The organism is Neisseriales bacterium (assembly GCA_016699915.1).
Lineage (GTDB): Bacteria > Pseudomonadota > Gammaproteobacteria > Burkholderiales > Q3-R57-64 > Q3-R57-64.
This window is the reverse complement of the sequence record CP064990.1, coordinates 511,386-532,081: the sequence shown is the minus strand read 5'-3', so window position 1 is coordinate 532,081 and position 20,696 is coordinate 511,386. Positions and strand designations below refer to the sequence as shown.

Below are 20,696 nucleotides of genomic sequence, written 5' to 3'. Positions count from 1 at the left end.
TTACTAGTTGTAAGATCGTATGGAATCCAGTATTAAAGCCACCTAGAAACAGATTAACATAGTTTATATTAGACAGCATTGTTATAAAATAAAACATAAAATATATTAGCAGAACGCTTCAAAATAAGAAAAATTATACCGCCAGTATGATTTTATTTTTCTTTAATTTTAGAGGTTTTGCGTAAGCTTATCCTTAGCTAATCTAGTTAGCTAGTCAGTTTTAGAATTTTTGGGTATATAATTTCCCTGAACTATTCATCATCTAACCTATTTATCATCTAACCTATTTATCTGTGTGTATGTCTGATGATTTTAAAGTGCCGTTTTTTTATCATAATTTTGGCTAGTTTTTGCAATGTAATGGGTCTAGTGTTTACCTCGCCAGCGAGTGCGGATACGGCCACTGAATCTGAATTAGCACAAAGTACAGCGGTAGATGAGCTTTTGTTGCAAGCCATGACCCTAATTGGTGTCGCGTACAAATTTGGTGGCTCTAACCCAATTCGAGGTTTAGATTGTAGCGGATTTATTCAATATATTTTCAAGCAATCCCTGAATTTGAGTATGCCCCGTACTGCAGCAGATTTTGATTGACCATCAGTCGCTAGAATTCGGCAAATGCTTTATTGATTGAGATCTATGTTCTCCGAGAATATGTCCATAAAAACTAACATGACATTTTCCAGATCAAACAACAATTCATCATAAAAAAACAGCAAAAACCAGTAACTGATTTTTGCTGTTTTGGATACCAAAATACTTATTTGGTTTTATTTTTCTGAAGAACGCTACAGATGATGGCTAAGAAAATAAACCAGAATGGCACAAATTCCAATGCAATACGTGTGTCTTCTTTAAAAGCCAATGAAACAGCCATGCAAATAAAAAATCCAATTGCAATCCAAGACATAGGAATGCCCCACGGCATCTTATAAATAGATTGTTCGTGCAATTCTGGCCGTTTCTTACGGTAAACAATATAAGTGTAAGCAATAATAGACCAGACGCACATAATCAGGATGGCTGTTAAAGAAGTTGCCACAGTAAAAGCTTCCATCACATTAGGGATAAAGTACAACATTAAAACAGCACTACCTAACGTACAAATACTCATGATATAAATGCTATTAGCTGGCACTGCACGACGAGATAATTTTCTAAATAATTGTGGTGTATCCCCTTTTTCCGCTAAACCATAGAGCATTCGACTAGCTGAAAAGATCCCGCTATTACCCACTGAGGCAGCGGCTGTTAGTACGACAAAATTGATGATACCAGCGGCTGCAGGAAAACCGATGAGCATAAACATGCCTACAAACGGACTCTTGCTAGATGAGATCATGTTCCAAGGTGTTACACTCATAATGACAGCTAGTGTAACTATATATAAAAAGACTATTTTCCACAGCACAGTATTAATTGCGTTTGGAAGTGTTTTGGTCGGTTCGGATGTCTCGGCAGCAGTTGTACCCAGTAGCTCAATTCCGTTAAATGTAAATATCGCAATTTGGAATCCCGCAAGAAATCCAAATATCCCTTTTGGGAAAAATCCACCATGATTCCAAATATGACTAAATGAGGCTATACCTGCAGATGATTCAAAGCTTGTAACAATAAAACCTAACCCAATCACAATTAAAGCACATATGGCAACCACTTTGATCAGAGCGAACCAAAATCCTGTTTCACCGAATAGTTTAACGGTGGTCAAATTCATCCCCATTAGCACTAAAGTACAAGTAAGCGCTGGAATCCAAGCAGGGGTTTCTGGAAACCAAAATTGCATAAAGCCAGCAACAGCAATAATTTCAGCTATCACTGTTACGGTCCAGCTGAATAAGTAGGTCCACCCTGCAAAAAACCCCCACATTGGACCTAAAATATCATCAATAAAATCAAGGAAGGACTTATACTGTAAGTTGGATAGAAGTATTTCGCCCATAGCACGTATTACAAAATATAAAATAAAACCAATGATTGCATAAACGAAGATAATAGATGGACCAGCAAGACTGATTGTTTTGCCGGCACCCAAGAATAAACCTGTGCCAATAACGCCACTAATTGCAATCATTTGGACATGTCGATTGGCAAGCCCTCTGTGTAAAGAAGATTCTTGTGCGGGAACAGACTGTTTTTTCATGTCTATGCTAATCTCTCTATTTTGTTAGAATTAAGGTGACTGATTTTGTCTAGATTTCAGTCCATTAAGCTACCAGTACATCATCAATCAAGTTACTTTGTAATTAAAAAAATATTAAATTGAAGATTTACGCTATGGTGGCGAATCAGGGACTTGAACCCCGGACCTGCGGATTATGATTCCGTCGCTCTAACCAACTGAGCTAATTCGCCATATCAAGTTTAGTAAATCATCCATGGGGCGCAGCATTAGCTACGACACCAATTCTTGCCATATTTTGGATTTCTTTATCCACCAAAAAGAATGATTTATTGTCTTGACCGATCATTTCAATCTTATCTAAGATACCCCGGAAGAGTTTTTCTTCTTCATGCTGTTCACTAACATACCACTGCAAAAAATTAAAGGTAGAGTAGTCTTTCATCGCCATTGCAGTGTGTACTAATTCATTAATTTGAGTGGTGATCATTTTTTCATGTGCAAGCGTTTGCTGAAATACTTCGGTAAGCGATGAAAATTGACTAGGAGGTGCTGCAATTGCACCAATGATGGGTAAACCTCCCGTTTCACTCACATAGCTAAACAAGCGTTGCATATGTGTTAATTCTTCCGCTGCATGCTTACCCAAGAAGAAAGCGGATCCCGTAAACCCTCTATCAGCTACCCAAGCACTCATCTGCAAATAAAGATTAGAAGAATAAAACTCCAAATTGATTTGGTTATTTAAACGTTGGATCATTTCTGGTGCTAGCACGGGCACACTCCCCAAATTAAATTTAATTTGTTTATTCTAGCATAACTTTATTTTTGATTCTTAACTCAAATTTGTTTAGAAAGGCCTACTTTTCAATAAAACTCATAGCTATCTTGTCAGTATCGCCATGTTAGCACGTAAAATGCAATACAATGTGCTCCTCTTTTTAAGGTGATCACAACATATGAAATTGCAAACAATTTGTGTATTTTGTGGTTCTAATCATGGGGTGGATATTGCTTATGAAATGGCCGCTAAAGCGCTTGCTCGCACACTTGTTCAAAGCCAACGTAAGCTAGTTTATGGTGGTGGAAAAATTGGGTTAATGGGTGTAATGGCGGATACAGTAATTGAGCTAAGCGGGCACATAACAGGTGTTATACCTCATATATTGGTTGATAAAGAACAGGCGCATCCTAAGCTATCTCAGTTAGAAATTGTTGCCAACATGCATGAGCGTAAAGCGCGTATGATGGCTTTATCTGATGCCTTTATTGCATTACCTGGTGGATTAGGGACTTTTGAAGAATTATTTGAAATATTATCTTGGTCTCAGATTGGACTGCATCAGAAGCCTTGTGGCGTGCTAAATGTCAACGGTTTTTTTGATCCGCTTTTGTCTTTGCTTCAAGCCAATATTGCAGCAGGCTTTATGCGCAAAAAACATAGCGATTTACTTATTTCCCATTCAACACCAGAAGAGCTATTGATGGCTTTAGAACACTATCATCCGCCACAGGTTGTCAAGTGGTTGCCCAGAGGAAAAAGTGACATTGCTGCCTAAACCTAAAATTGTATAGCTGACTACATAATAATAGTTTGGACTTAAGTTTTAGGTAGTGTTACCCCTTGCTGACCCATATATTTTCCTTGTCGATCTTTATAGGAAGTATCGCAAATTTCGTCGGACTCAAAAAATAATACTTGGGCTACCCCTTCATTGGCGTAGATTTTAGCAGGCAAGGGCGTGGTATTAGAAAATTCTAACGTAACATAACCTTCCCATTCTGGCTCAAATGGGGTAACGTTGACAATAATGCCGCAGCGAGCATAAGTTGATTTACCTACACAAATAGTGAGAATATTGCGCGGGATCTTAAAATATTCTAATGTCCTTGCTAAGGCAAAAGAATTGGGAGGGATCAGGCAGTATCCTTTGCCCGAAATTTCAATAAATGATTGCGGATCAAAGTTTTTAGGGTCAACAATAGAGTTATTGATATTAGTGAATACCTTAAATTCATCGGCACAACGGATATCATAACCATAACTAGATGTGCCATATGAGATAATCCTTTTGCCATCAACAATCTTGATTTGCTTTGATTCAAAAGGGGCAATCATATCTTTTTCGATGGCCATGCGACGTATCCACTGGTCTGATTTAATGCTCACGGAGTATCTCAAACCTCACATAAATTAAAGGCGATGCATAATTATAATTCTGAATTCATATCATCTGATTTATTTTGTTGTAGTTTATATACCTTATTTTGTTTAGATAAACTAATCAATTGGATGATTGAGCAGTATATTACTTGGCAGACACGAATAGTTGCTCACATTATTATTTTCATAGATAATCGCTTGGGTTTGGCTAAGCCAACGGGGTGTAGCTTAGCTTGGTAGAGCGCTACGTTCGGGACGTAGAGGCCGGTGGTTCAAATCCACTCACCCCGACCATGAGGTATAAAATTAAGTGCTTTAGAGCCGCTATAGTTAAGTGGTATAACGGTTGATTCGTAATCAATAATCACTAGTTCGATTCTAGTTAGCGGCACCATCCAAATAGTAGTTTTATCTTTTGAAGGAAGTCACTGTTTGTAGTGATAGGTACAACGAGAAGGCTATGATTAAGTCGACGTTGCATGTGTACAAAAATAGTTAGTGAGTCCACCCAACTTATTGCACGCCCCAACAATAATCACCACCCCCATCTTAATCCCACTTCTCCTTTAACATCAACGTCTGTCTTCAAAAAGGTTTCATGCAAGCTAGCACTTAGACTAAGCGCTTCATGAAGCTGATAGTTTAATTGACAGTCTACATTCAGTGTTTTGTCTCGATAACTTAATTGACTTTGTAGATTCCATTGATGATTGGGAGTATAAGTCAATCCACCTTGTAGGCCAAAATGAATAGGTATTGGTTGGGTTTTGAGAGTAAAAGTAGTTTGTTTGGCATCATCTTGAGTCACCTTTAGATCATCCGATGCCCCCAATTTATAATCAACCGTTATGAAGGGAGCCAATCTACCCCAAACGCTGGATACACGAAGACCCAATATCCCTTCATACATGGATTGATTTTCTGTCGTTGTTTCATTCAGATTATCCGTATTAAAGCGATAAGTAATATCCAAAGTTGGGCTGAAGGTTAATGCGCCCCAAGTGTGTAAAGCATAAGTAGCTTTGATATGACTGATGAGGGTACTGCTTTGATAGGCTACATCTTGTTGATGATCAAACCAACCTTTTTGAAGACTGAAAGCGATTTCACCTTGGGTACCTTTATAAAAACCATAACCACCCAAAGCAAAACCTTTGGTTATTGTGGTGATCGAAGCTGGATGATGATCATCAGCAATAAGGGTTGCTTGCATTAAGCCAGCTGTTAAACCCACATGGTAGAGGGTCGTGTCTTGGCGTTGGATCGTATTGATACCCCATTGAGTCATCCAGCCACCATAATTGGTTGAAACAATATGGTATTGTGTATCAGCATCCGCTTGTTCTTGAGTCGCTTGAATAGATTGCGTTGCACCCAATTTTTGGATTTGCATCCAAGTTCCCCAAGTAGGTTTGTTGTTATCAGGTATTTGAGTTAAAACTTGTTGGACATCGTAGTTAAAAACCTTGAGAGTTAATTCTCGATGAGCTAAATAGGTTGCTGCTTTCACTACCCCTTGATGAATTTTTGGTAAAGGATCTTTTGAATCCATAAGGCCATCACCATCGGTATCGGTCAATGGTGCTTCTGATTGATTCGATTGCAAGTCCTTGTCGAGAAGATAAGCTAACTTATGAGGATTATTTGGATCTAATGGTTGATCATCATCGTCATCTTCTATCCCATCATTGTCATCATCTTCATCTTGATCATTGGTGGCGCCATCATTGTCGGTGTCATTGGGTTTGGGATCACCTTGAGGATCAAGAAAACCTCCTGGGGCTTCATTTAAACCATCGGCATCATCATCTAGATCCGTATCATTTCTGATGCCATCATTGTCCGTGTCATATTGTTTGTTGATGCTTTCATCGTCATCTTCTATCCCATCATTGTCATCATCTTCATCTTCATCATTTCTGATACCATCATTGTCGGTGTCATAGGGCTTCCGATCACCTTGAGCATCAGGATATCCCCCTTCGGCTTCATTTAAACCATCATTGTCATCATCCGGATCCGTATCATTTCTGATGCCATCATTGTCCGTGTCATATTGTTTGTTGATGCTTTCATCGTCATCTTCTATCCCATCATTGTCATCATCTTCATCTTGATCATTGGTGGCGCCATCATTGTCGGTGTCATTGGGCTTCCGATCACCTTGAGGATCAAGAAAACCTCCTGGGGCTTCATTTAAACCATCGGCATCATCATCTAGATCCGTATCATTTCTGATGCCATCATTGTCCGTGTCAAAGGTATAAGCATATTGTTGTTCAACAGATAAGGCTTCGATAAACCAATCCACGCCCTCATCCTCGTCTTCAAAGCCATCATTGTCATCATCTTCATCTTCATCATTGGTGGTGCCATCATTGTCGGTGTCATTATCCATGGTGTCTTGGTCATCTACTAAACCATCGAAATCCGTATCCACTTTTGGACCTTTTTCGAGCGGATGTAACGGATCACCATCATTAGCATCCACTATCCCATCATCGTCATCATCAGGATCTTGATCATTGGTTTTGCCATCATTGTCGGTGTCATAGGGCTTCCGATCACCTTGAGCATCAGGATATCCCCCTTCGGCTTCATTTAAACCATCATTGTCATCATCCGGATCCGTATCATTTCTGATGCCATCATTGTCCGTGTCATATTGTTTGTTGATGCTTTCATCGTCATCTTCTATCCCATCATTGTCATCATCTTCATCTTGATCATTGGTGGCGCCATCATTGTCGGTGTCATTGGGTTTGGGATCCAGCTTGTCTTGTAAACCATCAAAATCCATATCAACAGTTTGATTAGGTCCTGTAGGTGGAGGAGGTGCAGGTTCTTCTGTAGGTGCAGGTTCTTCTGTAGGTGGAGGAGGTGTATAATTTCCTTTTTTTGTCTCCCCGCCACCAGTAGAGGCGCAACCGCCCAAATTAATGAGTAATTGGAGAACAAAAAATATCAAAAAAAGATGCTTAACAAAAGAATAAATTTTCTGCATGTTGAGCATTTATGAAAAAATATGTTGCCACGATACACTAAAATTGTTCAGTGTGCGTATTTGTCAATAATTTTTATTCAAATATTGAAAATATCTTTTCTTCCTTTCTTAATTATTCTTAATCGTTACTAGTTGTAAGATCGTATGGAATCCAGTATTAAAGCCACCTAGAAACAGATTAACATAGTTTATATTAGACAGCATTGTTATAGGGTAGGGCATAAAATATATTAGCAGAGCGCTTCAAAATGAGAAAGATTGTACCGCCAGTATGATTTTATTTTTCTTTAATTTTAGAGGTTTTGCGTAAGCTTATCCTTAGCTAATCTAGTTAGCTAGTCAGTTTTTAGAATTTTTGGGTATATAATTTCCCTGAACTATTCATCATCTAACCTATTTATCATCTAACCTATTTATCTGTGTGTATGTCTGATGATTTTAAAGTGCCGTTTTTTTATCATAATTTTGGCTAGTTTTTGCAATGTAATGGGTCTAGTGTTTACCTCCCCAGCGAGTGCGGATACGGCCACTGAATCTGAATTAGCACAAAGTACAGCGGTAGATGAGCTTTTGTTGCAAGCCATGACCCTAATTGGTGTCGCGTACAAATTTGGTGGCTCTAACCCAATTCGAGGTTTAGATTGTAGCGGATTTATTCAATATATTTTCAAGCAATCCCTGAATTTGAGTATGCCCCGTACTGCAGCAGAGCAAGCGCGTATCGGCGTACTAGTCACGTTAAAGGAATTAAAACCAGGTGATCTTGTGTTTTTTAATACAAGGCGTGGTAGAAATTCGCACGTCGGGCTATACCTAGGAGATGATAAATTTGTCCACGCGCCGCGCACAGGTAAATATATTGAAATTAGCAATATCAAATCATCGTATTGGGCGAAGCGTTATAACAGTGCAAGGCGAGTGGTCAAAACCAAAAATAATGAATCATAAAAAGGTAATATAAATGCCAGATAATACTTTTCCTATATGGCACGACTCACTCGGCCAACCCTTATCATGTATTGAGAAAATTAAGGTCATGCGTGAAAACTTAGAAGAACTGATTCAAAGCGCCCAAGATGTTTTTGAGGACGCTTTACTCATGGGCTGTGATGAAACACAAATTCGCAAGTTTTTACTTGACCGAATCCACAACTTAAAAAATCCCTACCGTCCTACGACTGGCAATCATGATAAATCTACCATTTGAGTGGAAAATTGGGCTGCGTTATTTGCGTCCACGCTTTCGTTATGGTTTCATTTCTGTCATTGCTTCAATTACGACGCTAACTATTTGTTTAGGAGTGGCTTCTCTGATTATCGTGCTTTCTGTAATGAATGGGTTTCAAAAAGAAATTAGGTCATATCTGCTCAGTACAGCTTCACATATTGAACTAAGTGAATACGCAAGTTCGCGTTGGCCCGATACGATCAAGCAACTTAAAATAATACCAAATGTGGCAGCAGCTGCTCCTTTTGTCAGTGGCCAGGCCTTATTGTCTCAAGGCGACACACTACAACATGTCATGATCAGAGGTATTGATCCGGTTTTTGAAAAAAAGGTATTAGATCAAGGCTGGCAAGTAACACAAGGCAATTTTGAAGCACTTCAATCTGGTCAATTTGGCATGGCATTGAGTAAAGCGTTAGCCACTACACTTAAAGTGAAGGTGGGAGATTTTGTTATGGTGGTTGTGCCAGCGGGTAACATGACCCCATTTGGTGTGATACCGCATTTTAAACAATTTAAAGTGGTCTCTCTTTTTCGTACCCGTGTTGTAGAATATGACCGTGCCGTCGTGGCTATTCACTTAACCGATGCGCAAACCTTGTATCACTTGGGTCGCTCCATTTCTGGCATTCGATTGCGACTCCTTAACCCTATGCAAGCACCGCAAGTCAAAACCGATTTACTGAAAAGCTCACTGTCGTCAAAATTAAAATCAGTAACGGATTGGACCGAACAACATAGTCATTATTTTCGTGCTGTGCAAATCGAAAAACGGATGATGTTAATTGTTTTATCAATCATGATTCTAGTTGCTGCCTTTGGGCTTGTTTCAACGTTATATATGATGGTAAATGATAAGCGTTCAGATATTGCCATTTTGCGCACACTTGGTGCTACACCACGTAGCATCATGTATATCTTTATTATTCAAGGTATGGTAACAGGGATATTGGGTACACTATTAGGTGTATTGCTTGGAGTAATGGCAGCATTGCATATTGGCAAAATTGGGCAATGGATTGAATGGATATCAGGTACCAAACTTATCCAAGGTGATATTTATTTAATAAATTATCTGCCTTGCCAAATTCAGTTAAGCGATATTGCCGTGATTCTTACGCTATCGCTAACATTAACCTTTTTGGCAACACTTTATCCGAGTTTAAGTGCAGCACATACTCAGCCTTCTGAAGCTTTACGTTATGAATAAAACCGTTTTACATTGCAGTAACCTTAGCAAAAATTATGGCCGTGGTGCCACCTATGTCGAAGTTTTTGCCAAGGTTGCATTATCCGTCGCATCGGGTGAATGTGTAGCGATCACAGGGCCTTCTGGCTCTGGAAAAAGTACATTATTGCACTTATTAGGTGGGTTAGATCGGCCAAGCTGCGGGGAAGTGTGGGTTGATCAGACAGCTTTATCAACGCTTTCAGAAAAAGCAATAGGTTATTTACGTAATCGCATGTTGGGATTCATTTATCAGTTTCATCACTTATTGCCTGAATTGACAGCTTTAGAAAATACAGCCATGCCATTATTAATTAGAAGAATAACATGGCAAGAAGCCGAAACACGAGCCCATGCTATATTGGAAAAAGTTGGTTTACAGCATCGAATACAACATAAACCCAGCGCTCTATCAGGAGGTGAGCGCCAACGCGTTGCGATTGCGCGAGCCATGGTTACCGAACCACTTTGCATATTAGCAGATGAACCAACGGGTAATTTAGATTACGACAATGCAAGACACATCATTGATTTACTGTTATCGTTAAACGAGCGAACCAATACAAGCATTATTGTGGCGACGCATGATAAGCAGTTAGCAAAGCGGATGCAGCGCATCTATCAATTAGAAAAAGGACACTTAACACTTCGCCACTCGTCGCTATGCAAAGCAGGGGATTAGCGCACGTCACTTATTTTGCTAGCTTTCGGCTATAACACGCAAGGTAATATCGGCGATGACCTCATGATGCAGCGTAATTTTTGCTGTATATTCCCCAAGCATTTTGATAGCACCATGAGGTAGTTTGACAGCCTCTTTTAAAACGGGTACACCATAAGTGCTCACCGCCTTAGCAATATCGCTGGCGGTAACAGAACCGAATAATTTACCCTCTACGCCAGCTTTTTGAGGCAAACTTAATACGGCGCCATGGAGTTTTTCAAAATGAACTTTTGCTGCTTCCAATATGGCTGCTTGTTGTTTCTCAAGTTCATCGCGTCGCGCTTTAAATTCAGCAAGATTGGCTTCGGTCACACGCTTCGCTTTTTTTTGTGGGATCAAAAAGTTTCGCGCAAAGCCATCTTTGACTTTAACAATATCTCCTAAACGACCGAGCCTAGCAATGTCTTCCATTAAGATAATTTGCATGACATGGACCCTATTGTTTATGTTGATCGGTATAGGGCAAAAGCGCTAAAAAACGCGCTCTTTTAATAGCGGTCGACAGTTGACGTTGATAGTATGCTTTAGTGCCCGTAATCCGAGATGGAATAATTTTGCCATTTTCTGCAATGAAATCTTTTAAAAGATCAATTGCTTTGTAATCAACCGATTTAATACCTTCCGCTGTAAAACGACAAAACCGTTTACGTTTGAATAGTGGTTGAGCCATATCATCAGTACCCTAAATCAATTTAAATTGTTGAATATGAAAAACAAGTCTTGGGTTCAGAAAGCTGCGTTTTGCTAAGAATCCTTCTGCCTCAATCTGCTTGTCAATGAGTTGTCCTGTAAATTTTTTAGCGTCTTGCCCAGTTAAAACAGCTTGGATAACGCAATCTGTTTTTCTTGTTCCTCCTGCTTGTTGCTGCTCAGAATGATGCGTTAGCCACACTTGCAAAATTGCAACACCAGCTGGGGTATAACGCAATGGTTCTTCTTGTGTAATGCTACCCGATAATCGTAAAAAATTATGCATCAATCCCTTTAGTATTGTTTTCTTCAGTTGCTGTTAAGTGTTCAGATTGAGGGGTTTGAAGTGATACGTCATCATCCTTAGCAAGGTTTTCATCAACCGCATCAGTTGTTTGCGTATGCGCCATTTTCTCTTCCGGAGCGAGCAAGTTTTTAACTTTTTCAGAACCATTAAACATCACCGAAGGTTCGGTAATAGCTTGCTTCGTTTTAATAATCAGATGTCTGAGAATGGCATCATTGAATTTAAAAGTATGTTCCAATTCTGACAAGATATCAGCGACACAAGCGATGTTCATCAGAATGTAGTGACCCTTATGTATTTTACGGATTGGATAAGCAAGCGGACGACGCCCCCAGTCTTCCAAGCGATGAACGATGCCGTTTTTTTCAGTGATCAGTCCTTGATAGCGTTTGAGCATATTCGGGATTTGTTCTGACCGATCAGGATGAACAATCAATACGATTTCATAATAGCGCATGAGGATTCCTTTTGGCTAAATTAGCTCTTTTCTGCGTTAAAAGAGCCAAGGTTCTTTCAGGCTGGTAATTCTATAGCAAAATACGGATTCTGCCAATATGGTACTTTGATTAAAAACTACCTATTACTTCAATTACTTATCAATAGACCTAGCAATTAGGATGCATTATTTTTTAGATACTGGCTTGGTATATTCGCGCTGACGGCGTGATTCAGCCAATACAATACCTGCACATACTGAAACATTCAGGCTCTCGACAATACCCAACATGGGTAAGCGAACGAATTCGTCGCAGTATCTTTTGGTTAATTGGCGCAGTCCTGTTCCTTCTGCACCCAATACCCATGCAATGGATGAACGAGCATCGCATTGAAATAAAGGCAAAGATCCTTCCTCTGATAAACCAACAACTTTAAAGTTTTGCTTTTTGAGAGCTTGCAAGGTGCGCGCTAGATTCGTTACAAGAATGTAAGGTACTGATTCGGCAGCACCACAAGCTACTTTTGCCACGGCAGCTGTGATTTTGGCGGAACGATCTTTTGGGGCAATAATGGCATCAACGCCCATTGCGTCGGCAACACGTAGACAAGCGCCGAGATTATGTGGATCCGTAACGCCATCTAAAACAACTAGTAAAGCTTCATCGTGAAGATCAGATAACATTTCATCCAAACTCAACGCTAAGTGACGATGCAATACTTTTGCTACCACGCCTTGGTGATGAGCATGATGGGTTAGGGCATCTAATGTTGCAGTTGGTGCGATCTGAATCGCTATTTTATATTGCAAAGCGCGATCTGAAAGCTGCTGAACGCGCTTATCACAACGGTTTTCTTTGATCCACAACATTTGGATGTCATCGGGATGATGCTGCAAATGTAAATTGATTGCGTGAAAACCATAAATAAGTTTCGTATTGTCCAAATCAAATCCCTTTCAATGGTGGTTCATTCATGATGTCAGCGAATAGAACTTACACTATTTTTACTGCACTGACGATGTTTTAATTGGTATAGCCCTTACAATATAAACGGATTATTCATTCTTAACTTAGACTATGTCGGAACAACCTTTTCGTCGCTCAAAACATCAAAAAATCCTGAAAGTGGCAAGCGATAGCTTAACTATTGCACGCTTAGCATCCGCTGACCAATTATTAGTGGTATTAACCAAAAACGCGCGAACAGCCAAGCGTTTGGTTAAAGAAATCGCCTATTTTGTACCCGATATACCGATTGCTTATTTTCCAGACTGGGAAACCTTACCTTATGACCATTTTTCAGCACATATTGATTTAATTTCGACGCGTTTAATGACACTTTGGCAAGTGCGCCAACGTTTGATTAAAATTATTGTATTAACTGTGAATACGGCTTTAATGCGCCTTTTACCACTTGATTATTTGATGGGGCGTACCTTTTTTTTAGAAGTTGGTCAAACGCTACACATGTCGAGGCTCTGTCAAGATTTAGTAGCATCGGGTTATCATCAAGTCAGTCAAGTTGTAGCGCACGGTGAATTTGCCAAACGGGGTGGTATCATTGATCTTTATCCTATCGGCGCAGACTTACCTTATCGCATTGATCTATTCGATGACCAAATCGAAACGCTATGTCCCTTTGATCCCGATACGCAAAAAACCATTACACATGTTGAAAAATTGCATTTATTGCCAGCAAAAGAATATCCAACCGATGCCTTAGCCATTCACTATTTTGGCGAGCGTTATTTGGCTACTTTGGGATCCCACCATCAAAATGACCGGTTATATCAAAATGTTGCTAAAGGGATTTGGCCGGCAGGGATTGAATATTACCTGCCACTTTTTTTTGAAAAAACAGCAACATTGTTCGACTACATTGGACAAAGAGCACACATTGTTTCGTTAGAAAACGCTTTTTCAGCCGTTACAACCTGGTGGCATGACATCAATCGTTTTTATCATATTGCACAAAGTGATATGGATCGCCCTATTTTACCACCCGATAGGCTCTATATCACTCCAGATGAATGGGATCAGCATCTTTTATCCTATCCTTGTCAGTCAATCGCTGTTAAGCCATCGGCTATCCCAGATATGGCGATCACTTCGCATGCTAAAACATCTTTGGCAACATTGAAAACGTTTCTTGATACATTCTCCGGCAAAGTGTTGATTACTTCTAAGAGCGTAGGGCGCCTAGAAACGCTCAAACAATTGCTTAAAGAAGCTACTTTAGCAGTCATGAATATCGATAGCTGGTCTGCTTTTATCGCGGGCCATGACGCGTTATATATTGCCCAAACGCCGCTTGTTGAAAGTTTTGTTGATAAGAACATTGCTGTTATTACAGAAGCTATTCTTTATCAACACTATGCACATTATGTGCAACACAGTGATTCAGATAAAGTAGCACGTAACATCATCGACCCTGCATCACGTGATCTATCGGCCATTCATGTTGGCGATAAAGTGGTACATGAAGAATATGGTATTGGTTGTTATCAAGGCCTTAAGTTGATCAAAGCTGGGGAAGCAACAGCTGAGATGATGGAAATACTGTATGCCAATGCAGCCAAGCTTTATGTACCAGTATCGCAGTTACAGTTTATTTCACGCTATATGGGTCAGGACGCTAACCAGGTTGCATTAAATCAGTTAGGCCATGCTGGTTGGGCCAAAACTAAAGCCAAAGCACTAGAAGCGGTGCGCGATACTGCAGCAGAACTTTTGGCGCTTTATGCGGCGCGGATGGCAAGAACAGGACATACCTTGACGTTATCAGAAAAAGATTACCGTGCTTTTATTGCTGGGTTTCCTTTTGAAGAAACACCCGATCAATTAAGTGCTGTTCAGGCGGTTATAAACGATATGTGTTCAAGTAAACCAATGGATCGCTTGATATGTGGCGATGTTGGTTTTGGTAAAACGGAAGTCGCTTTACGTGCTACTTTTATTGCGGTGATGAATGGTTACCAAGTTTGCGTATTGGTACCGACTACATTATTAGCAGAACAACATTACCAAGTTTTCTGCGATCGCTTTACTGCTTGGCCTGTCCGTATTACTGAGTTGTCCCGTTTTCGTAGCAAAAAAGTAACGCATCAAGCTTTATTGGATCTTGCTCATGGCACAATAGATATAGCTATTGGTACGCACCGCTTACTGCAATCTGATGTTGTTTTTAAAAATTTAGGATTAGTGATTATTGATGAAGAGCACCGATTTGGCGTACATCAAAAAGAAACCTTAAAGCGTTTGCGAGCCAATGTCGATGTACTCACCCTTACCGCTACACCCATTCCGCGCACACTTTCCATGGCACTTGAGGGATTGCGTGATTTTTCGATGATCACCACAGCGCCAAACCAGCGCTTAGCAGTTAAAACTTTTGTCTCCCCCATGAGTCAAGGGATTATTCAAGAAGCTGTGTTACGTGAAGTAAGGCGTGGCGGGCAAGTCTTTTTCTTATATAACGAAGTCCAACGCATCAATGCCATGTATGAAAACCTCATAAGATGGCTACCCAACATACAGATCGGTATAGCGCATGGCCAGATGCATGAAAAATCATTAGAAACCGTGATGCGAGACTTTGTGCAACAACGCTACGCCGTTTTGCTTTGTTCCACGATTATCGAAACGGGCATTGATGTACCCAATGCTAATACTATTATCGTCCATCGCGCTGACCGTTTTGGATTAGCGCAACTTCATCAATTACGCGGTAGAGTAGGGCGCTCCCATCACCAAGCTTACGCTTATTTATTGGTGCCAGATGAAATCACAGCAGATGCAGCAAAGCGTTTGGAAGCTATTCAATTATCAGATGAATTGGGAGCAGGATTTTCTTTAGCCATGCAAGACTTAGAAATTCGGGGTGCAGGAGCTGTTTTAGGAGAACAGCAATCCGGTGATATGCAAGCAATCGGTTATACGCTTTACCATGCCATGCTCAAACGAGCCGTTGCGTTATTAAAACAAGGCAAAACATTGGATATAGATAATCCGCTCCACACGCATATTGATGTTAATTTACATTATCCTGCCTTGTTGCCCGAGTCCTATTGCCCTGACATTCATGAACGACTGGTGTTGTATAAGCGTCTTGCCTCATGCGAATCAGAAAAAGCAATAAATAGCATCCATGAAGAACTGATTGATCGGTTTGGTTTGCTTCCTGAACCAGCTCAAGCGCTACTTGAAAACTGCCGAATTGGGCAAATGGCCAAACCTTTGGGTATTATCAAATTCGATGCAACCGAACAGCGTTTAACGATTCAGTTTTCAGCAAAACCAGCTATTGATGCATCAAGAATGGTAGCCTGGCTTCAAACACAAACCCATGCAAGCCTGATTAGTGCCGATAAATTGCAGATCAAAATAGCGATGCCAAGACTCGTTGATCGCATTGATCAATCAAAACAAGTTTTGAAAGCATTAGGGGCATAACTTGTATTTATTTATGTCATATATAGATATGTTACAATGATCTCATCAATCTGGGGGCGACCTTGGTTTCGACGGGGGTTGCAAAGCAGATGGGTGCATACCGGGATTTCAGTTATCCCGTAAAACACTGAAAAATTATAGTCGCAAACGACGAAAACTACGCTCTAGCCGCTTAATCGCGCTAGACGCTACAACGATAGGCTGGTGGATCGGGTGGGTTACACCACTGTAGCGTCATATCACATCAGCTCGCCTTTAATCGGGTTACTTGATTAAAGGTAAAACGCAAGGTAACTCGCTAACATTAAGCCTGCCAATTCGGCGTAATGAAAGTTAAAAACAAAAGAAATGGCTAAGTATGTAGAACTCACTGTAGAGGACTTTCGGACGCGGGTTCAATTCCCGCCGCCTCCACCACTAGTATGTCAATTTTTTTGATGATTTCTTTTAGCGAACGCACTCAAAGTTTTAGCGCAAAAAATAATTTTTTTGTTACTCATACAAGTGGCGGAGAGGGTGGGGTTCGAACCCACGTAGGGATTTATCCCTCCACTGATTTCGAGTCAGGGCCGTTTAACCACTCCGGCACCTCTCCAATTGCCGATAAAAATTAACGCATAATCTGTAACTTTTGACCGGGCATGAGTTTTTCGGTGTTGCGTGGTGTTTTAATATCTTTCATTTCAACCCCAAATAAGTGAGCAATACCGTAAAGCGTATCCCCCTTTTTAACCGTATATGTTGTATAGTGAGAAGTTTTTGAGAAAGATTGTTTGACATCACTAACAAGGTTTGACGTGATAGGGAAAATGCGCAAAATTTGGCCAGCTTTGATGGTATTGGTGACAAGTTGGTTAATAGCTTTAATATGGTTTATCGATAAGCGATAGTGGCGAGCAATGCTTGATAAAGTGTCGCCCTTGACCACGACATGTTCTTTGGTTTGTAAAGCGGGTGTTACGGGCACCGAGGACATGCTTTGTTTGGGCGCTGATCCTGTTTGTTGATAAACCGTGTTGACTGCTGGCATAACATGGCTATCTAGTGAAGACACAGCAACTTCTTCTTGCGATACAGTATTGGCAACTTCAACCAGTACGGGTGCTTGGGAGCGTTGCTCTGCTGTAATCGTAACAGGCACTTCTGGTGCAATTGATTTTTGCTGTACATTAGCGACCAATAAAGGTTTACCAGCCATAACAGTAGCATCTTTTAAATGATTCATTTTAGTCAATTCGCTCGGTTGCATATCAAAGCTTTTTGCTAATGTTGCCACGTCAACCGTCTTTTCTGGCACGTATACCTTCCAACTAGTAAGTGGTTTATTGCCCCAATGATTCAAGTTATTGCAAAAAGTATTTAAGCGATCGGCTAAAACAACGATAGTTCTATTTTTATCAGCCACTAATACTGGCAATCGATAACTTGCATTGAGAGCTTGAAATTCGCTAAGCGGCATATCCGTTAATTGTGCAGCAACCGTAACATCTATATCTTGATCTAACGGCAAAATGGCAAGTTGCGGTTGAGCGGGGAGTTTTTCCAACTTTAAACCATATTTAGGCGAAGTAAGCAAAATATTGCGTATCGCTAAAAGTCTCGGTACATAATGCCGCGTTTCGTTAGGCATGGATAGGTTTTCATAAGTGGGTTGTTTGCCATGACGTCGCGCTTTATTGATGGCACGAGAAACATTACCAGGACCCCAGTTATAAGCTGCTAAGGCTAGTGGCCAATTTTTAAATTGGCGATAGAGATTCTGCAATAAATCCAAAGCAGCTCGTGTAGATTGCAGGATGTCTCGACGAGCATCAAAAGCCCAAGTTTGATTTAATTGATAGTCTTGCCCAGTAGCAGGCATAAATTGCCATAAACCCGCCGCGCCTTTAGACGACGTTGCTTGAGCACGATAAGCGCTCTCCACAATTGGTAAGAGCGCAATGTCCATTGGCATCTTGCGCTCTTTAAGTTCTTTAGTAATAAAGAATAAAAACGGACGACTTCGATCAAATACCCGTAATAAATAGGCCTTTTGAGCGGCATATTCTGTTTCGTGCAACCGAACCAGTTCAGTATTAACTTCATCAAGCGTTGCGCCTTCTCGAATGATTTGCCATAGGTTGTTGTCATCATGTAGCGTGGTATGGTTAAGCTGTATCGCTGATTGCGTTAATGGATCAGATTGAGTGGGCAACAAAACCGTATCATCTGCTTGCGCGATCGAAAACAATGCAATATAAGCAATACTAATGAATTGTGCTACTTGAAAAGAACGCATAGGTATACGACGAAAAATTAAAAGAAAGTGCTGAAAATGTCATTTCATTGAACTTAAGATACTCAGGTTACGATTATAATGGCAAGCCGATCTTGTATCAAGATATCGCGATGGATTGATTGATGTGGCGTAAATCATGAAAACGAAAAGTAGTACTTCGTACCATCAATTTGCTCGATGGCTTGAAAAAAATGCCCTAGGGCGTTATGTCTTACGACAAGAAACAGATTTTTTTTGTCGTATAACAGCTGATATGTTTGGTTTTTATGCTATCCAACTTGGTTTATCAGCACATCAGCTATTGCGGGATTGTCGTTTAACGCATTATGCTCGAGTAGACACTTCTCGCTTTGCTAATATTCGCTCAGAAATAGATTTATTGCCTTTGCCTTACCATAGTATTGATTTGATCGTCATGCCGCATACACTTGATTTTAGTCCGGATCCTTTAGCCGTGCTGCGCGAAGCATCACAATTACTCATTCCTGGTGGACATATGGTTTTGACAGGATTTAATCCGCTATCTTTATGGGGGATGAGGCATTTCATACATAAAAGGGCAGGGATAGTGCCTTGGTGCGGAGCTTTTTTTAGCTTGCGTCATCTTAAAGATTGGCTGAAATTGCTCGGATTAACAATTGAACTGGGTCGCTTTATGCTCTATCGCTTACCTTTTTCATCCTATGTACAACATGGCCGATGGCTCGATCCAGCAGGGGATAGATGGTGGCCAACAGGCGCTGGTATATACGGTATCAGGGCAGTAAAACAAGTATATGGCGCACATCGCTTGATGCCAAAATGGCGACCAGTCAACTTTAAGCCAGCGGTTGTTGCGGAAAGCAAAAACTCTATTTGTATTAATCATCCAAGCGATTCATGATGAATACGGCTAAAATAAAACAAAAGCAGGTAGTTATTTACACAGACGGTGCATGTAAGGGTAATCCAGGAATAGGGGGGTGGGGTGCCTTGCTTTGTTACCATCAACATAAAAAGGAGCTATGGGGTGGCGCCACAGCAACAACGAACAATCGGATGGAAATAACCGCCGTGATTGAAGGATTAAGAGCCCTTGATCAACCGTGTAATGTGACGTTGTATACCGATTCTCAATATGTCAAAAAAGGGATCAGCGAATGGCTCAACAATTGGAAAATCAGCCATTGGCGAACTGCCAATAAAAAACCAGTGAAAAATAAAGATTTATGGCAGCAATTAGATAACGAAACAACGCGCCATACTATTCATTGGCGATGGGTAAAAGGACATGCTGGAGACACAGGCAATGAATGGGCTGATAAACTAGCCAATCAAGGTGTTTTAATGGCACAACAACAAGTCATGGCATCGCAAGCGGAAAAATCATGAGACAGGTTATTCTCGACCTAGAAACAACAGGGCTTGATTCAGCACAAGGCCATCGCATCGTTGAATTTGCTGGGCTTGAAATGGTGCATCGTGTACTAACGGGTGCAAATTATCATACCCATGTTAATCCTGAACGAGAAATTGAGCAAGAAGCCTTATTGGTGCATGGTATTACCACAGAATTCTTAGCAACAAAACCAACCTTTGATAAAGTAGCGCATCAAATTGTCGAATTTATTCATGGTGCAGAACTGATTATTCATAATGCAGCATTTGATATAGGATTCCTCAATATAGAATTGAAGCAATTGGGGATGGATCCGGTGGAAAAGATTTGTCCAAATATTATTGATACGCTTCAATTGGCACGAGAAATGTTCCCAGGTAAACGAAATAATTTAGATGCGTTATGCGACCGATTTAATATTGATCGATCAGATAGAACATTACATGGCGCTAAAAAAGACTGCAGTTTATTGGCCAAGATTTATTTGCTATTAACTCGTGGCCAGGAAAGTTTGACGATGCATGTCGAGGCACAAGGTTATCTTAAGGCCTTTTCGTCGATCTTAAAGGTGGATAAATCAGCTTTAGTGCTACACAAGGCAACCGAAGCGGAAAACGCTTTACATGAAGCCTATCTTCATCAATTAGGCGAAAAATGCTTATGGCGACGATATAAGGAATAGCA

Annotated in this window: 20 protein-coding genes, 4 tRNA genes and 1 other RNA gene; 13 read left to right on the top strand and 12 right to left on the bottom strand. The window is 40.5% G+C overall.

Annotated features, from left to right (window positions below):
- Positions 1-306 precede the first annotated feature (306 nt).
- Positions 307-594, top strand: a complete 288-nt coding sequence (locus IPK86_02505; GenBank protein QQS16325.1) for a C40 family peptidase — start codon at positions 307-309, stop codon at positions 592-594.
- A gap of 166 nt (positions 595-760) precedes the next feature.
- On the opposite strand, the gene IPK86_02500 is transcribed toward IPK86_02505, so the two are convergent.
- The 3 genes from IPK86_02500 to ftnA all read right to left on the bottom strand — a co-directional run bounded on the left by IPK86_02500 (position 761) and on the right by ftnA (position 2,897).
- A complete protein-coding gene (locus tag IPK86_02500) occupies positions 761-2,143 on the bottom strand; it encodes an amino acid permease (protein QQS16324.1) in 1,383 nt (460 codons plus the stop codon).
- 135 nt (positions 2,144-2,278) lie between these two features.
- Positions 2,279-2,355 (bottom strand) — tRNA-Met (locus IPK86_02495).
- Between the two features lie 17 nt (positions 2,356-2,372).
- Positions 2,373-2,897, bottom strand: coding sequence for a non-heme ferritin (ftnA, locus tag IPK86_02490; protein ID QQS16323.1), 525 nt, complete (start codon positions 2,895-2,897; stop codon positions 2,373-2,375).
- A 184-nt stretch (positions 2,898-3,081) separates the two neighbouring features.
- Between ftnA and IPK86_02485 the strand changes: the two genes are divergently transcribed.
- Positions 3,082-3,681, top strand: coding sequence for a TIGR00730 family Rossman fold protein (locus tag IPK86_02485; protein ID QQS16322.1), 600 nt, complete (start codon positions 3,082-3,084; stop codon positions 3,679-3,681).
- A 41-nt stretch (positions 3,682-3,722) separates the two neighbouring features.
- On the opposite strand, the gene IPK86_02480 is transcribed toward IPK86_02485, so the two are convergent.
- Positions 3,723-4,292 carry a dCTP deaminase gene (locus tag IPK86_02480; protein QQS16321.1) on the bottom strand — a complete coding sequence of 190 codons (570 nt, stop codon included), beginning with the start codon at positions 4,290-4,292 and terminating at the stop codon, positions 3,723-3,725.
- Positions 4,293-4,503: 211 nt separating this feature from the next.
- Between IPK86_02480 and IPK86_02475 the strand changes: the two genes are divergently transcribed.
- Positions 4,504-4,580, top strand: a tRNA-Pro gene (locus tag IPK86_02475).
- 26 nt (positions 4,581-4,606) lie between these two features.
- A tRNA-Thr gene (locus IPK86_02470) sits at positions 4,607-4,680 on the top strand.
- 141 nt (positions 4,681-4,821) lie between these two features.
- Here the strand turns inward: IPK86_02470 and IPK86_02465 are convergent.
- A complete protein-coding gene (locus IPK86_02465; GenBank protein QQS16320.1) occupies positions 4,822-7,290 on the bottom strand; it encodes a hypothetical protein in 2,469 nt (822 codons plus the stop codon).
- A 432-nt stretch (positions 7,291-7,722) separates the two neighbouring features.
- Here IPK86_02465 and IPK86_02460 point away from each other — a divergent pair, with 432 nt between their 5' ends.
- The 4 genes from IPK86_02460 to lolD are packed head-to-tail and all read left to right on the top strand — an operon-like array spanning position 7,723 to position 10,428.
- The gene (locus IPK86_02460) at positions 7,723-8,238 is read left to right on the top strand and encodes a C40 family peptidase (protein ID QQS16319.1); all 516 of its coding nucleotides are present in this window, start codon (positions 7,723-7,725) and stop codon (positions 8,236-8,238) included.
- Between the two features lie 13 nt (positions 8,239-8,251).
- Positions 8,252-8,497, top strand: coding sequence for a hypothetical protein (locus tag IPK86_02455; GenBank protein QQS16318.1), 246 nt, complete (start codon positions 8,252-8,254; stop codon positions 8,495-8,497).
- Complete coding sequence (locus IPK86_02450; protein QQS17051.1) at positions 8,481-9,728, top strand: lipoprotein-releasing ABC transporter permease subunit; 1,248 nt, start codon at positions 8,481-8,483, stop codon at positions 9,726-9,728. The genes IPK86_02455 and IPK86_02450 overlap by 17 nt, the downstream gene beginning before the upstream one ends.
- A complete protein-coding gene (gene lolD / locus IPK86_02445) occupies positions 9,721-10,428 on the top strand; it encodes a lipoprotein-releasing ABC transporter ATP-binding protein LolD (protein ID QQS16317.1) in 708 nt (235 codons plus the stop codon). Before IPK86_02450 ends, lolD begins: the two co-directional genes overlap by 8 nt.
- Positions 10,429-10,446: 18 nt before the next feature.
- On the opposite strand, the gene rplI is transcribed toward lolD, so the two are convergent.
- The 5 genes from rplI to rlmB all read right to left on the bottom strand — a co-directional run bounded on the left by rplI (position 10,447) and on the right by rlmB (position 12,848).
- Positions 10,447-10,896: a 50S ribosomal protein L9 gene (rplI, locus tag IPK86_02440; protein QQS16316.1), complete on the bottom strand. Its 450-nt coding sequence runs from the start codon at positions 10,894-10,896 to the stop codon at positions 10,447-10,449.
- Positions 10,897-10,906: 10 nt separating this feature from the next.
- On the bottom strand, positions 10,907-11,140 hold the full coding sequence (locus IPK86_02435; GenBank protein QQS16315.1) for a 30S ribosomal protein S18: 234 nt from the start codon (positions 11,138-11,140) through the stop codon (positions 10,907-10,909).
- Positions 11,141-11,152: 12 nt separating this feature from the next.
- Positions 11,153-11,446 carry a primosomal replication protein N gene (gene priB, locus IPK86_02430; protein QQS16314.1) on the bottom strand — a complete coding sequence of 98 codons (294 nt, stop codon included), beginning with the start codon at positions 11,444-11,446 and terminating at the stop codon, positions 11,153-11,155.
- A complete protein-coding gene (gene rpsF, locus IPK86_02425; protein ID QQS16313.1) occupies positions 11,439-11,924 on the bottom strand; it encodes a 30S ribosomal protein S6 in 486 nt (161 codons plus the stop codon). Before rpsF ends, priB begins: the two co-directional genes overlap by 8 nt.
- Positions 11,925-12,089: 165 nt before the next feature.
- Positions 12,090-12,848, bottom strand: coding sequence for a 23S rRNA (guanosine(2251)-2'-O)-methyltransferase RlmB (gene rlmB, locus IPK86_02420; protein QQS16312.1), 759 nt, complete (start codon positions 12,846-12,848; stop codon positions 12,090-12,092).
- Between the two features lie 133 nt (positions 12,849-12,981).
- Between rlmB and mfd the strand changes: the two genes are divergently transcribed.
- Positions 12,982-16,356: a transcription-repair coupling factor gene (gene mfd, locus IPK86_02415; protein ID QQS16311.1), complete on the top strand. Its 3,375-nt coding sequence runs from the start codon at positions 12,982-12,984 to the stop codon at positions 16,354-16,356.
- Positions 16,357-16,408: 52 nt separating this feature from the next.
- Positions 16,409-16,773, top strand: a transfer-messenger RNA (tmRNA) gene (ssrA, locus tag IPK86_02410).
- An 88-nt stretch (positions 16,774-16,861) separates the two neighbouring features.
- Here ssrA and IPK86_02405 read toward each other — a convergent pair.
- A tRNA-Ser gene (locus IPK86_02405) sits at positions 16,862-16,951 on the bottom strand.
- A gap of 15 nt (positions 16,952-16,966) precedes the next feature.
- On the bottom strand, positions 16,967-18,634 hold the full coding sequence (locus IPK86_02400) for a LysM peptidoglycan-binding domain-containing protein (GenBank protein ID QQS16310.1): 1,668 nt from the start codon (positions 18,632-18,634) through the stop codon (positions 16,967-16,969).
- A 136-nt stretch (positions 18,635-18,770) separates the two neighbouring features.
- Here IPK86_02400 and IPK86_02395 point away from each other — a divergent pair, with 136 nt between their 5' ends.
- The 3 genes from IPK86_02395 to dnaQ are packed head-to-tail and all read left to right on the top strand — an operon-like array spanning position 18,771 to position 20,694.
- A complete protein-coding gene (locus tag IPK86_02395; GenBank protein ID QQS16309.1) occupies positions 18,771-19,517 on the top strand; it encodes a methyltransferase domain-containing protein in 747 nt (248 codons plus the stop codon).
- Positions 19,517-20,005, top strand: a complete 489-nt coding sequence (gene rnhA / locus IPK86_02390) for a ribonuclease HI (protein QQS17050.1) — start codon at positions 19,517-19,519, stop codon at positions 20,003-20,005. The genes IPK86_02395 and rnhA overlap by 1 nt, the downstream gene beginning before the upstream one ends.
- Positions 20,002-20,694 (top strand): DNA polymerase III subunit epsilon, encoded by a 693-nt coding sequence (gene dnaQ / locus IPK86_02385; GenBank protein ID QQS16308.1) that lies wholly within the window; start codon positions 20,002-20,004, stop codon positions 20,692-20,694. The genes rnhA and dnaQ overlap by 4 nt, the downstream gene beginning before the upstream one ends.
- The last annotated feature ends 2 nt before the right edge of the window (positions 20,695-20,696 follow it).

Excerpts from the sequence above, each read along its gene's own strand:
- IPK86_02505 (QQS16325.1), top strand. The coding sequence starts at position 307 with ATGATTTTAAAGTGCCGTTTTTTTATCATAATTTTGGCTAGTTTTTGC.
- IPK86_02500 (QQS16324.1), bottom strand. The coding sequence starts at position 2,143 with ATGAAAAAACAGTCTGTTCCCGCACAAGAATCTTCTTTACACAGAGGG.
- IPK86_02485 (QQS16322.1), top strand. The coding sequence starts at position 3,082 with ATGAAATTGCAAACAATTTGTGTATTTTGTGGTTCTAATCATGGGGTG.
- IPK86_02465 (QQS16320.1), bottom strand. The coding sequence starts at position 7,290 with ATGCAGAAAATTTATTCTTTTGTTAAGCATCTTTTTTTGATATTTTTT.
- IPK86_02460 (QQS16319.1), top strand. The coding sequence starts at position 7,723 with ATGATTTTAAAGTGCCGTTTTTTTATCATAATTTTGGCTAGTTTTTGC.
- IPK86_02455 (QQS16318.1), top strand. The coding sequence starts at position 8,252 with ATGCCAGATAATACTTTTCCTATATGGCACGACTCACTCGGCCAACCC.
- lolD (QQS16317.1), top strand. The coding sequence starts at position 9,721 with ATGAATAAAACCGTTTTACATTGCAGTAACCTTAGCAAAAATTATGGC.
- rplI (QQS16316.1), bottom strand. The coding sequence starts at position 10,896 with ATGCAAATTATCTTAATGGAAGACATTGCTAGGCTCGGTCGTTTAGGA.
- IPK86_02435 (QQS16315.1), bottom strand. The coding sequence starts at position 11,140 with ATGGCTCAACCACTATTCAAACGTAAACGGTTTTGTCGTTTTACAGCG.
- priB (QQS16314.1), bottom strand. The coding sequence starts at position 11,446 with ATGCATAATTTTTTACGATTATCGGGTAGCATTACACAAGAAGAACCA.
- rpsF (QQS16313.1), bottom strand. The coding sequence starts at position 11,924 with ATGCGCTATTATGAAATCGTATTGATTGTTCATCCTGATCGGTCAGAA.
- mfd (QQS16311.1), top strand. The coding sequence starts at position 12,982 with ATGTCGGAACAACCTTTTCGTCGCTCAAAACATCAAAAAATCCTGAAA.
- IPK86_02400 (QQS16310.1), bottom strand. The coding sequence starts at position 18,634 with ATGCGTTCTTTTCAAGTAGCACAATTCATTAGTATTGCTTATATTGCA.
- IPK86_02395 (QQS16309.1), top strand. The coding sequence starts at position 18,771 with ATGAAAACGAAAAGTAGTACTTCGTACCATCAATTTGCTCGATGGCTT.
- rnhA (QQS17050.1), top strand. The coding sequence starts at position 19,517 with ATGAATACGGCTAAAATAAAACAAAAGCAGGTAGTTATTTACACAGAC.
- dnaQ (QQS16308.1), top strand. The coding sequence starts at position 20,002 with ATGAGACAGGTTATTCTCGACCTAGAAACAACAGGGCTTGATTCAGCA.